The organism is Actinacidiphila alni (assembly GCF_900112845.1).
Lineage (GTDB): Bacteria > Actinomycetota > Actinomycetes > Streptomycetales > Streptomycetaceae > Actinacidiphila > Actinacidiphila alni.
The window spans coordinates 57,327-70,224 of the sequence record NZ_FONG01000032.1 but is presented as its reverse complement, the minus strand read 5'-3'; the positions used below and the strand labels follow the sequence as shown (position 1 = coordinate 70,224).

General features: G+C 72.3%; 11 protein-coding genes. 7 read left to right on the top strand and 4 right to left on the bottom strand.

Annotation, left to right across the window (positions count from 1 at the left end):
• Positions 1-657, bottom strand: a 657-nt coding sequence (locus BM076_RS33815; protein WP_245796635.1) for a phosphotransferase, incomplete at its 3' end; no start/stop codon positions are given.
• Positions 658-793: 136 nt separating this feature from the next.
• Here BM076_RS33815 and BM076_RS33810 point away from each other — a divergent pair.
• Together BM076_RS33810 and BM076_RS33805 are read left to right on the top strand one after the other, a co-directional pair.
• Positions 794-1,378: a winged helix-turn-helix domain-containing protein gene (locus BM076_RS33810; protein WP_093717596.1), complete on the top strand. Its 585-nt coding sequence runs from the start codon at positions 794-796 to the stop codon at positions 1,376-1,378.
• Between the two features lie 5 nt (positions 1,379-1,383).
• The gene (locus tag BM076_RS33805) at positions 1,384-2,691 is read left to right on the top strand and encodes an MFS transporter (protein WP_093717606.1); all 1,308 of its coding nucleotides are present in this window, start codon (positions 1,384-1,386) and stop codon (positions 2,689-2,691) included.
• Between the two features lie 13 nt (positions 2,692-2,704).
• On the opposite strand, the gene BM076_RS33800 is transcribed toward BM076_RS33805, so the two are convergent.
• Positions 2,705-2,962, bottom strand: a complete 258-nt coding sequence (locus BM076_RS33800; protein ID WP_093717595.1) for a hypothetical protein — start codon at positions 2,960-2,962, stop codon at positions 2,705-2,707.
• A 64-nt stretch (positions 2,963-3,026) separates the two neighbouring features.
• Between BM076_RS33800 and holA the strand changes: the two genes are divergently transcribed.
• Entirely contained in the window at positions 3,027-4,013 is a 987-nt protein-coding gene (gene holA, locus BM076_RS33795) for a DNA polymerase III subunit delta (RefSeq protein ID WP_093717594.1), read from the top strand.
• Positions 4,014-4,049: 36 nt separating this feature from the next.
• On the opposite strand, the gene BM076_RS33790 is transcribed toward holA, so the two are convergent.
• Positions 4,050-4,979 carry a hypothetical protein gene (locus BM076_RS33790; protein WP_245796634.1) on the bottom strand — a complete coding sequence of 310 codons (930 nt, stop codon included), beginning with the start codon at positions 4,977-4,979 and terminating at the stop codon, positions 4,050-4,052.
• A gap of 205 nt (positions 4,980-5,184) precedes the next feature.
• Entirely contained in the window at positions 5,185-5,445 is a 261-nt protein-coding gene (gene rpsT, locus BM076_RS33785) for a 30S ribosomal protein S20 (RefSeq protein WP_093717593.1), read from the bottom strand.
• Between the two features lie 242 nt (positions 5,446-5,687).
• Between rpsT and lepA the strand changes: the two genes are divergently transcribed.
• The 4 genes from lepA to hemW all read left to right on the top strand — a co-directional run bounded on the left by lepA (position 5,688) and on the right by hemW (position 12,881).
• Entirely contained in the window at positions 5,688-7,559 is a 1,872-nt protein-coding gene (gene lepA / locus BM076_RS33780; protein ID WP_093717592.1) for a translation elongation factor 4, read from the top strand.
• 142 nt (positions 7,560-7,701) lie between these two features.
• Positions 7,702-9,585: an AMP-dependent synthetase/ligase gene (locus BM076_RS33775; protein ID WP_093717591.1), complete on the top strand. Its 1,884-nt coding sequence runs from the start codon at positions 7,702-7,704 to the stop codon at positions 9,583-9,585.
• 172 nt (positions 9,586-9,757) lie between these two features.
• A complete protein-coding gene (locus BM076_RS33770; protein WP_093717590.1) occupies positions 9,758-11,560 on the top strand; it encodes an ATP-binding SpoIIE family protein phosphatase in 1,803 nt (600 codons plus the stop codon).
• Between the two features lie 88 nt (positions 11,561-11,648).
• Positions 11,649-12,881 (top strand): radical SAM family heme chaperone HemW, encoded by a 1,233-nt coding sequence (hemW, locus tag BM076_RS33765; RefSeq protein WP_093717589.1) that lies wholly within the window; start codon positions 11,649-11,651, stop codon positions 12,879-12,881.
• The last annotated feature ends 17 nt before the right edge of the window (positions 12,882-12,898 follow it).

Genomic DNA, 12,898 nt, shown 5'->3' with positions numbered 1-12,898 from the left:
GGCGACCCACCGATACGCAGCCCGTACCTCGGCGACCGTTCCGCCGTCCCGGAGCCGGACCATGGCCGGATCGCCCGCGTCGGCGCCGGAGTCGATGCCGCGGGCACACCGTTCCTGCCACCACAGGATGGTGGACACCACCTGGCGCCGGTCCCGCAGCCCGTAGCCGTCGGCGATCAGCCGCATGCGCCTGGCCGCATCGGCGGCGTCGGATACGGAGGGGCCGAGCCGCAGGTACTGCCAGCAGACGTGGGCGATGTCGTGGACACGGTCGCCCGGGGCCGCGAGGTCCCAGTCGATGAAGGCGACCGGGCGCAGGTCGCCGTTGCCGTCCGGGCGGTAGACGGTGTTCCTCGGGGCGAGGTCGTTGTGGCACACGACCTCGCGGTCACCGGCCGGGGGAGTGCCGGCCGTCAGGTCGTGGAACTCCCGCACCAGCCGGGCGACTTCCACCAGGCTCGCGTCCGAGGCCACGGCGGCGGGCTGCCGCGGCTCCCACGCCACGTGCCCCTCGACATAGCCGAGCACCTGCCGCCCTTGCTCGTCGGTCCCGACATACCGCGGCGCCCCGCCCCACCCGGCCGCCTCGAACCAGCGCAGCACCCCACCCACGAATTCCGCCCGCCCGGACCCCGGCCGCCGCACGGTGTCCCCCACCCGCACGACCCCACTGACGAATCCCCCATCCATCCCAACCTCACCCATCCCCCCACCCTGCCGCACCCCAGCCCCCGCCGGACCGGCGCCCCCACCACTCTTGTAAAGGAATCTTTCTAAAGATAGCTTTAGATGCATGGAGGAGACGCCGAAGGAGTCGAAAGTCCGCCTTACTGACGCCCGGGCGCTGCGCGCCTATGCGCATCCGACGCGGATGGCGCTGGTGGGGCTGTTGCGGAGGGAGGGGCCGTTCACGGCGACGCGGGCGGCGGAGCTGACGGGGGAGTCGGTGGCGAGCTGCTCGTACCACCTGCGGATGCTGGCGAAGTACGGGCTGGTGGAGGAGGCCCCCACGGGAGGTGGCCGGCAGAAGCCGTGGCGGGCGACGGCGGACTTCACCAACTGGCCCGGCTACGCGGAGGATCCGGAGGTCGCGTCGGCGGCGCAGGCCCTGACTGTCGCCGTCGTGGAGCACTTCTTCCACCGGATGACGCGGGCCGTCGAGGACCGCGGGACGCTGCCCAGGGAGTGGCAGGAGGCCGAGCGCTTCACCGACACCTCCCTGTACGTGACGCCGGACGAACTGACCGCGCTCGGCGAGGAGATCGACGCCCTCATGGCGTGCTACGCCGACCGCGTCGGCGACCCGGCCCGCCGCCCGGCGGGCGCCCGCCGCGTGCCCTATCTCCAGATCGGTTACGTGGCCCCGGAGGGGACGTGAGCGCGATGGTGCCCGACCTGCTGCGTGAGCGGTCGTTCCGGCGGTACTGGACCGGCCAGACCGTCTCGCTGCTCGGCGACCAGATCACCTTCCTCGCCGTGCCGCTCGCCGCCGTCCTCGTGCTGCACGCCGACGCCGCCCAGATGGGCTGGCTGTCGATGGCGGGCCTGCTGCCCGCGCTGCTGTTCTCGCTGCCCGCCGGGGCCTGGGCCGACCGCAGGGGCCGCCGCCGGCGGACGATGATCGCCGCCGACCTGCTCAGAGCGGCCCTGATGGCCACGCTCCCGGTCGGCTACGCCCTCGGCGTGCTCACCCTCGCCCAGCTCTACGCCGTGGCCTTCGCGGTCGGCACGCTCGCCGTCGTCTTCGACGTCTGCAACGCCACACTGTTCGTGTCGTTGGTGCGCCCCGCGGAGTACGTCCGGGGCAACGCGCTGACCAGCGGCAGCCGGGCCTTCTCCTTCGTGGCGGGCCCGAGCGTGGGCGGACTGCTCGTGCAGATCCTGGCCGCCCCGCTCGCGCTGCTCGCCGACGCCGTGTCGTATCTGTTCTCGGCCGGGCTGCTGGCCCGGATCGCCCCGGTCGAGCCACCACCGGCCGAGCCGCGCAAAGGACACTTCAGCGCGGGCCTGCGCTTCATCGCCCGCTCCCGGGTGATGCGCCCGCTGGTGGCCGCCGCGGCGACGGTGAACTTCTTCAACTTCGTCTTCCACACCCTCGTGGTCCTCTACGCCGTGGACCGGCTCGGCCTCAACGCCGGGGTGCTCGGCCTGGTCATCGGCGCCGGCGCGGTCGGCAGCGTGATCGGCGCGGTGCTCACCGGACGGATCACCCGGGCGATCGGCGTCGGGCCGACCGTCGTCCTCGGCTTCATCGGCTTCCCGGCGCCGCTGATCCTGATCCCGCTGGCGGGCGGTCCCGAACCGCTGCTGCTCGCCGCCTTCTTCACCGCCGAATTCGTCTCCGGCTTCGGCCTGATGCTGCTCGACATCGGCAGCGGCGCCCTGCAGAGCGCCGTCATCCCCGACGCCCTGCGCTCCCGGGTCAGCGGCGCCTTCCGTACGGTCAACTACGGTGTCCGCCCGCTCGGCGCGCTCGTCGGCGGCACCCTCGGCAGTGCGATCGGGCTGCGCCCGACCCTGTGGATCGCGACCGTCGGCGGCCTGCTCAGCGTGCTGTGGCTGCTGCCCTCGCCCATACCCCGGATACGCGACCTCCCCGACGAGGAGCCCGACCCGTCGGCGCCCCTGGGGCCGAAGGCACCTGCCGCACCCACCGAAACCGAACCGGCCAGCACAGGGCCGGCCGCGTAACGGCGGCCCGCCGCTACTCCGGCTCCAGCCACCCCTCGTGCTCCACCGCCAGCGCGTCCAGCGCCGCCGCGTCGAGACGGCCCACCGCCCCGTCACCCCCGTCCTCGACCACCACCAGCCACTGCGCGTCCTCGGCGTCGTCCTCGCCCGCGAGGGCGTCCCGCACCAGCCGCGGCTCGTCGGCGAGGCCGAAACGGAAGGTCAGCAGCTCGGCGACCGCCTCCGCGGCGTCGCGGTCCGGTAGCACCAGCACATGTCGTACGTCGGTCACCGCACCAGTGTGCGCGACGTGCGGCCGCCGGCGATGTCCGACCCCCGTGGGATGCTGGGCGGCGATGGCCAGGAAAGCTGCTTCAGACGACCCGCTCGCTCCGGTCACCCTCGCGGTGGGCCAGGAGGATCTGCTGCTCGACCGCGCCGTGCGCGAGGTGGTGACCGCCGCCCGCGCCGCCGACGCGGACACCGATGTGCGCGACCTCACCTCGGACGCGCTCCAGCCCGGCACGCTCGCCGAGCTGACCAGCCCGTCGCTCTTCGCCGAGCGCAAGGTCATCGTCGTGCGCAACGCACAGGACGTGTCCGCCGACTCGGTCAAGGACATCAAGGCGTATCTGGCCGCGCCCGTCGAGGAGATCGTCCTCGTCCTGCTGCACGCGGGCGGCGCCAAGGGCAAGGCGCTGCTCGACGCGGCGCGCAAGGCCGGGGCCCGCGAGGTGGCCTGCCCGAAGATGACCAAGCCCGCGGACCGGCTGGCGTTCGTCCGGCAGGAGTTCCGTACGCTCGGCCGGTCCGCGACGCCCGAAGCCACACAGGCGCTGGTCGACGCGATCGGCAGCGATCTGCGGGAGCTGGCCAGCGCCTGCACCCAGTTGGTGGCCGACGTGGACGGCACGATCGACGAAGCGGTCGTCGCCCGCTACTACACCGGCCGGGCCGAGGCCACCGGCTTCGAGGTCGCCGACCTCGCCGTCACCGGCCGCACCGCCGAAGCGCTGGAACGGCTGCGCTGGGCCCTGTCGGTCGGCCAGCCGCTGCCCGGCATCACCTTCGCGCTCGCCTCCGGGGTCCGCGCCATCGGCAAGCTCGCCTCCGCCCCGCGCGGCGCCAACCCCGGACAGCTCGCTCGGGACCTCGGCATGCCGCCGTGGAAGATCGACCGGGTCAGGCAGCAGTTGCGCGGCTGGTCGGCGGACGGCGTCTCGGTCGCGCTGCGCGCCGTCGCCGAGGCCGACGCCGCCGTCAAGGGCGGCAGCGCCGACCCCGCCTACGCCCTGGAGAAGGCCGTCGTCACCATTGCCCAGGCATCCCGCGCCCGCGGCTGAAAGCGGCAAACCGCGGCAGACCGCGGCAGACCCGGATCACGACTTCAGCTTCGCCAGCGTCGCCTTCGTCGCCGACTTCACCCACCCCGTCGCCTCGCTGATCGTCGCCACCGGGGAGGTGTCGAGCGAGGAGGAGTAGACGCTCCAGTTCATGGAGTACGTCAGCCAGCCGTCCCGCACCGCGAGGATCACCTCGCGGTCGCCGCTGGAGCCGCTGCCGGTCGTGCTCGGCGCGACCGTGTCCTCGGTGACCAGATACGCCTCGTCGCCGAAGCCCGCCACGCTCGTGACGACATAGGTGGTCGCGCGCTTTTTGTAGGCGAGCCAGACGTCGGCGAATTCCGCCGCCGGGTCGGTCTTCTTGTGCAGGTCCGCCTCGACGGACAGATACGCGTCCGAGTACGACGACCCGGTCTTCTTCAGGCCCTCGCTGCACGACATCGAGTCCACCGCCTGCCCCGGCGCCGAGTACGCGGTGGGGTCGCTGTCCGGCTGCGGATATTCGGTCGCGAAGGCGCTCAGATCGGCCGCGGCGCACAGATCGCTCTTGAGGGAGTAGCCGCGCAGATCGGCCTTGGCCGCGTCCGAGCCCGAGTCCTTGCCGAACAGCAGCACCCCGCCGCCCCACAGCGCGGACGCCACCACGGCTCCGACGACCGCCCACAGCACCGCCCGCCCGGCCCCGCCCTTGCCACCGCTCCCCGGCTGCCCCGGTACGGCCCCCGGCTGCCCCGGCCCGTAGTACGCCGACGACGGCGCGTACGGACTCGGCGTCGGCTGCGCGTACGGATTGTGCTGCACGGGCACGGGCGTGCCGTACCCGCCCGGATTCTGCGGCTGACTCTGCGGCGGCTGCCCCTGCGGCTCGCTCTGGGGGAGGCTCTGCGGAGGGTTCGGCGGCGGGAGCTCGTACGAAGAAGAAGAGGCGCCCGGCTGTTCCGGCGGCTGTTCCGGCGGCGTCGACATGACGGGAGGATAGTGCGAACGGCGAACGGCCCGCCCGGGAATCCGGGCGGGCCGTTTGATCAAGCCAAGTGCATCGCGCCCGCGTGGCGAACGCAGGCCGTGCGCGATGCGGTGGTGCGGTGTGCGGGTCCGGGCGGTAGAGGGGCCGCTGATTCCGGTTGCCCGCGGAAAAACCGTGGAGCAGAAAAGCGGAAAGCGCGGAAACTCAGAGAGCGGAGACCGACTGGGCCAGCGCCGACTTCTTGTTGGCGGCCTGGTTCTTGTGGATGACGCCCTTGCTGACGGCCTTGTCGAGCTTCTTGGAGGCCAGACGCGCGGCCTCGACGGCCTTCTCGGCGTCACCGGCGGCGACGGCCTCGCGGGTGCGACGGATCGCGGTCTTCAGCTCGGACTTGACGGCCTTGTTGCGCAGGCGCGCCTTCTCGTTGGTCTTGTTCCGCTTGATCTGGGACTTGATGTTCGCCACGAAAGAGCCTTCTCAGGTTCGATAGAGATACTTGCTTACGGGAGCGCCTCGGGTAGAGGGCACGAGGCACAGTGCTCCAAGATACCAGTCGTCCACAGGTCGGCCCAAACCGGTGCCGGTCCCGCAACCGTGGGACGATAGCCCTTACGCCCTGCCCCAGCCCCGTCCCCGGCTCTGCCCTCAGATCCGCCCCAGCCCCGCCCACCACTCTTGCCCCGCCGCTTCGAGAAAATGGACCCTGCGTGCCCGCGACCCCTTCCCATGTGCCGGAGCCGAGCCGTACCGACCCGGCGCTGATCCGAAACTTCTGCATCATCGCGCACATCGACCACGGCAAGTCCACCCTCGCCGACCGGATGCTCCAGCTCACCGGTGTCGTCGACTCGCGGCAGATGCGCGCCCAGTACCTCGACCGGATGGACATCGAGCGCGAGCGGGGCATCACGATCAAGTCGCAGGCGGTGCGGCTGCCCTGGGCGCCGACCTCGGGCGAGGCCGCCGGCAGCACGCACATCCTGAACATGATCGACACCCCCGGCCACGTCGACTTCACCTACGAGGTGTCCCGGTCGCTGGCCGCCTGCGAGGGCACGATCCTGCTGGTCGACGCGGCCCAGGGCATCGAGGCGCAGACGCTCGCCAACCTCTACCTGGCGATGGAGAACGACCTCACGATCGTTCCCGTGCTGAACAAGATCGACCTGCCGGCCGCGCAGCCGGAGAAGTTCTCCGAGGAGCTGGCCAATCTCATCGGCTGCGACCCCTCCGACGTGCTGCGGGTCTCGGCGAAGACCGGCGTCGGCGTGGACGCGCTGCTGGACCGGGTGGTCGCGGACGTCCCCGCGCCGGTCGGTGTCGCCGACGCCCCCGCCCGCGCGATGATCTTCGACTCGGTCTACGACTCCTACCGCGGCGTCGTCACCTACGTCCGCGTCATCGACGGGCAGCTCACCAAGCGTGAGCGGATCAGGATGATGTCGACCGGCGCCACCCACGAGCTGCTGGAGATCGGCACCAACTCGCCCGAGATGCTGCCGGCCGACGGCCTCGGCGTCGGCGAGGTCGGCTATCTGATCACCGGTGTGAAGGACGTCCGCCAGTCCAAGGTCGGTGACACCATCACCACCCATAGCGCGGGCGCCACCGAGCCGCTGGGCGGCTACAAGGACCCCAAGCCGATGGTCTTCTCCGGCCTGTATCCGCTGGACGGCTCGGACTACCCCGAGCTGCGCGAGGCCCTGGACAAGCTCCAGCTCAACGACGCGGCGCTGGTCTACGAGCCGGAGACGTCCGCGGCCCTCGGCTTCGGCTTCCGCGTCGGCTTCCTCGGCCTGCTGCACCTGGACGTGATCCGCGAGCGCCTGGAGCGCGAATTCGGCCTCGACCTGATCGCGACCGCGCCCAACGTGGTCTACCGGGTCGTGATGGAGGACGGCACCGAGCACACCGTCACCAACCCCAGCGAGTTCCCCGAGGGCAAGATCGCCGAGGTGTACGAGCCGGTGGTCCGGGCGACGGTGCTGGCGCCCACCGAGTTCATCGGCGCGATCATGGAGCTGTGCCAGAACCGGCGCGGCTCGCTGCTCGGCATGGACTACCTCTCCGAGGACCGGGTCGAGATCCGCTACACCCTGCCGCTGGCCGAGATCGTCTTCGACTTCTTCGACAATCTGAAGTCCAAGACCCGCGGCTACGCCTCCCTCGACTACGAGCCCACCGGCGAGCAGAGCGCCAGCCTGGTCAAGGTCGACATCCTGCTGCACGGCGACAAGGTGGACGCCTTCTCCGCGATCACCCACAAGGACAAGGCGTACGCGTACGGTGTCCGGCTGGTCGCCAAGCTGCGCGAGCTGATCCCGCGGCAGAACTTCGAGGTGCCCATCCAGGCCGCCATCGGCGCCCGGGTGATCGCCCGTGAGACGGTCCGCGCCATCCGCAAGGACGTCCTCGCCAAGTGCTACGGCGGCGACATCTCCCGCAAGCGCAAGCTGCTGGAGAAGCAGAAGGAGGGCAAGAAGCGGATGAAGATGGTCGGTAATGTCGAGGTGCCGCAGGAGGCGTTCATCGCGGTGCTGTCGACGGACTCCGAGGGCGACTCCAAGGCGAAGAAGTAGCCCGGGAGCGGCGGCGGAGCACGCCGGAACCATTCTCAACCAGCGGCCTTCCCCCTCTTACGCGTCGGGCGTCGGCCCTCTACCCTGATCCGACGTAGGTTACTGGTGAGTTAAGAACACAGGCGCGGGCCCGGAGGTTGTCGTGACCGACACACAGACGTTGATCGAGAATCGGCCGCCTTCCGTGGCGACGCTCTTTCTGGAGCGCGTGGCGGCGACCCCCGACGCCGAGGCCTACCGCTACCCCGTACCGCCGGAGAGCGGCGAGGGCCCGGACGGCTGGCAGTCGCTGACCTGGGCCGCCGCCGCCGAGCGGGTGAACGCCATCGCCGCGGGCCTGATGGATCTCGGCATCAGGCCCGAGGAGCGGGTCGCCATCTCCGCCAACACCTCGGTCGACTGGATCCTCACCGACCTCGGCATCCTGTGCGCGGGCGCGGCGACCACCACCGTCTACCCGAGCACCAACGCCGACGAGACGGCGTTCATCCTCGCCGACTCCGGCAGCCGGGTGCTGATCGCCGAGGACGCCAAGCAGCTCGCCAAGGCGCGCGAGCGGCGCGCGGAGCTGCCCGACCTCGCGCACGTCGTGGTGATGGACGGCGCCGCGGCCACCGACGCGGACGGCGACGGATGGGTGCTCTCGCTGGACGAGCTGGTCAAGCGCGGCTCGGCCTACCTGGAGCAGCACCCGACAGCCGTCACCGACGCGGTGGCCGCGATCACCAAGGACCAGCTCGCCACCCTGATCTACACCTCCGGCACCACCGGCCGCCCCAAGGGCGTGCGGCTGCCGCAGGACTGCTGGGCGTACATGGCGCGGGCCATCGACGCGATCGGGCTGCTCGACGAGAACGACGTGCAGTACCTGTGGCTGCCGCTCGCCCACGTCTTCGGCAAGGTGCTCACCGCCGGGCACATCACGGTCGGGCACGTCACGGCCGTCGACGGCCGGGTCGACAAGATCATCGAGAATCTGCCGGTCGTACGGCCGACGTACATGGCGGCCGTGCCGCGGATCTTCGAGAAGGTCTACAACGGGGTCGCCGCCAAGGCCCGCGCGGGCGGCGGCGCCAAGTACAAGATCTTCCTGTGGGCGGCCGGGGTCGCCCGCGAGTACGCCAAGGCCGCGCAGAACAGCATGCGGCTGACCGGCGCCCCGACCGTACCGATGGGGCTGCGCACCAAGCACGCGGTCGCCGACAAGCTGGTCTACGCCAAGATCCGGGAGGCGTTCGGCGGCCGGCTGCGGGCCTGTGTGTCCGGCTCGGCCGCGCTCGCGCCCGAGATCGGCTACTTCTTCTCCGGCGCCGGCATCCACATCCTGGAGGGCTACGGCCTCACCGAGTCCAGCGCCGCCAGCTTCGTCAACCCCGGCGAGTCGTACCGCACCGGCACCGTCGGCAAGGCGCTGCCCGGCCTCGAGGTGCGGATCGCCGAGGACGGCGAGATCCTGCTGCGCGGCCCCGGCATCATGCAGGGCTACCACGGGCTGCCCGAGAAGACGGCCGAGGTGCTGGAGTCCGACGGGTGGTTCCACACCGGGGACATCGGTGAGCTGTCGCCCGACGGCTTCCTGAAGATCACCGACCGCAAGAAGGACCTGATCAAGACGTCCGGCGGCAAGTACATCGCGCCCGCCGAGGTGGAGGGCCAGTTCAAGGCGGTGTGCCCCTTCGTCAGCAATGTGCTGGTCGTCGGCGGCGGCCGGAATTTCTGTACGGCGCTGCTCGCCCTCGACGAGCCCACCCTGCTCACCTGGGCCGCCGAGCACGGCCTCGAAGGCCGCTCCTACGCCGAGATCGTCGCCACCGACCAGGCCCGCGAACTCATCGACGGCTACGTCCAGCGCCTCAACGAGGGCCTCCAGCGCTGGCAGCAGATCCGCGCGTTCCGTCTGCTGCCGCGCGACCTCGACGTCGAGCACGGCGACCTCACTCCGAGCCTGAAGCTCAAGCGGCCGGTCGTCGAGCGCGAATTCGCCCCGCTGATCGAGGAGATGTACGCGGGCGCCCGCGAAGCCTGAGCCCCCTGTTCACTCCCGTCCGCCGGGGCGGTGCGCGAGCGTACTCCGGCGGCGGGCGGGGCGGGCCGGGACGGCGCGGAAAGCACTGGAACGGGGGAGACGACGGCGGTCCCGGGCCCGCGGCGAGCGGTATGTGGCAGCTTGGAGGGGTTGCCGTAGTGGGGAGGGGCATGTGAGTGCGCCCGGGCCCCGGCAGGGGACGACATTGCCGGGGAATCAGCTTGCCGCCGGCGCCGCGCGGCGGTTCGTGCGGGCGGCGCTCGCGGAGTGGACGAGCCAGGGCCTGCCGGAAGCGGCGGCCTTCACCGACCGGGTCGTGGACGATTCGGTGCTGCTGGTGAGCGAGCTGGTGACCAATGCGGTGATCCACGCCGGCACCACCGTGGACGTGGTGTGCCGCCTGGACGACGACGGCGGCGGGACCGCCCCTGACACCGAAAGCCCCGGCCTGCTGGTCGCCGTCTCCGACCACCACCCGGCCCGGGTGCTGCGCGGCGACAGCGACCCCGCCGAGGAGGGCGGGCGCGGCCTGCACCTGGTCTCCGCGCTCTCCGACGCCTGGGGCGTCAGCTACCGCAGGGACCGCAAGACAGTCTGGTGCCGCGTCGGCCTCGGTACGGAGGACCGCCCCGCCGGCCTCCAGGTCCCCGCGCTCCAGCGCGACCTGCGCGCCGCGGAGATCCTCGCCCCGGCCCCCGCCGGCTCCCCGCGCGCCGCCGACTCCGACTGGATCAACCGCGGCTCCCTCTCCTTCCTCGCCGAGGCATCCGACCTGCTCGCGGGCCAGCTCGACGAGGACAATGTCGCCTCCCTCGCCACCCAGCTCCTGGTGCCGCGCCTCGCGGACTGGTGCGCGGTGTGGCTGTACCCGACCGGCGGCCGGCCCCGGCTGTCCCGCGTGTGGCACACGGCCGAGCACCGTATCGACGCGCTGCGCGCCGTCCTGGAGAAGAGCCCGCCGCAGCCCGCGCCGGTGTCCGGCTCGCGCGTCGGCGGCGCCCGCCCGTGGCCCTGGCCGGCCGCCGCCGACCTGTGGGACCACGGCGGCGCCCTGGCCGTGCCGCTGGTCGCCGCCGGGCGCTGCCACGGCACCCTGCTGCTCGGCCGCACCGGCCTGCTCGGCCTGCCCGACGAGGTGACGGGGCTGGTCGAAGACCTCGCCCGCCGGGTCGCCCTCGCCGTGGACACCGCCCGGCAGTACGCCCGCCAGGCGATGATCAGCAGCGTGCTGCAACGCGGCCTGCTGCCGCCCGCGGCGGGCCGTATCCCCGGCGTCGAGCACGCCGTGGTCTACGAACCGATGGCGGGCGACTGGGTCGGCGGCGACTTCTACGACCTGTTCCCGGCCGGCGACGGCCGCTGGTGCTTCGCGCTCGGCGACGTCTGCGGCAGCGGCCCGGAAGCCGCCTCCCTGACCGGCATCGCCCGCCCCGTCCTGCGGCTGCTGGCCCGCGAGGGCTACGGCGTCGCCGACGTCCTCGACCGCCTCAACAAAGCGCTCGCCGACGAGGCCGCCACCGCCCTGATCGGCGAGACCGCCGCCTGGGAGGGCGGCCAGGCCCGCTTCCTGTCGCTGCTGTACGGCGAGATCGTGCCGTACGCCACCGGCCGCGGCGCCCGCTGCACCCTCGCCTCGGCCGGCCACCCGCTGCCGCTGGTGCTCGCCCCGGACGGCGGCGTACGGCCCGCCGCGGCCCCGCAGATGCTTCTCGGCATCGGCGACGACACCCGCTACGACAGCGAGTCCTTCGACCTGGTGCCCGGCGACACCCTGCTGTGCGTCACCGACGGCGTCACCGAACGCCGCCGCGGCGACCGGCAGTTCGACGACGACGACGGACTGGCCGCCGCCCTCGGCGGCTGCGCGGGCCTGGACGCCGCCGCCGTCGCGGAACGCATCCGCCGCGCCGTCCACGAGTACGACGACGCGCCGCCCGCCGACGACCTGGCGATGCTCGTGCTCAAGGCGGTGTGACCCCGGGCCGGGAAAAGGTCTGGGGAACGGGCCGGGGGACTGGCCGCGGCCGGAATCCGGCTCCCCGCGCGTACCGGATACTGGACAGATGCCTTCCGTACTGCCTGATGGTGAGCCCGTGCCCGCGGACGGGGCGCTGCCCGCGCACGCGCTCGACGGGGCCGCGGACCGGCCGCTCGGCTTCTACCTGCACGTTCCGTACTGCGCGACGCGCTGCGGCTACTGCGACTTCAACACCTACACCGCCACCGAGCTGCGCGGCTCCGGCGGTGCGCTCGCGTCCCGGGACAACTACGCGGACGTGCTGACCGACGAGATCCGGCTCGCCCGCAAGGTGCTCGGCGACGACCCGCGGCCGGTGGAGACCGTCTTCGTCGGCGGCGGCACCCCGACGCTGCTGCCCGCCGCCGACCTCGTCCGCGTGCTCGCCGCGATCCGCACCGAATTCGGTCTCGCGGACGGCGCCGAGATCACCACCGAGGCCAATCCGGAGTCCGTCGACCCGCGCTATCTGGCGGAGCTGCGCGCCGGCGGCTTCAACCGGATGTCCTTCGGCATGCAGAGCGCCCGGCAGCACGTCCTGAAGGTGCTGGACCGCACCCATACCCCCGGACGGCCCGAGGCATGCGTCGCCGAGGCGCGCGCCGCCGGCTTCGAGCACGTCAACCTCGACCTGATCTACGGCACCCCCGGCGAGTCCGACGACGACTGGCGGGCCTCCCTGGACGCCGCGATCGCCGCCGGGCCCGACCACGTCTCGGCGTACGCGCTGATCGTGGAGGAGGGGACGCAGCTGGCCCGGCGGATCCGGCGCGGCGAGGTGCCGATGACCGACGACGACGTGCACGCCGACCGCTACCTCATCGCCGACGAGCGGCTGGCCGCCGCGGGCTTCTCCTGGTACGAGGTGTCCAACTGGGCGACCACGCCCGCCGGCCGCTGCACCCACAACGAGCTGTACTGGACCGGCGCCGACTGGTGGGGCGCCGGACCCGGCGCGCACAGCCACGTCGGCGGCGTCCGCTGGTGGAACGTCAAGCACCCCGGCGCCTACGCCCAGGCCCTGGACGAGGGCCGCTCACCCGGCGCGGGCCGCGAGATCCTCACCCCCGAGGACCGCCGCGTCGAGCGCATCCTGCTGGAACTGCGCCTCGCCGACGGCTGCCCCCTGGACCTCCTCGCAGCCGACGGCGCCCGCGCCGCCGCCCGCGCGGTAACGGACGGCCTCCTGGAGAGCGGTCCTTACGACGAGGGCCGCGCGGTCCTCACCCTGCGGGGGCGGCTGCTGGCCGACGCGGTCGTCCGGGACCTGGTCGACTAGCGCCTCGTACACAGGGC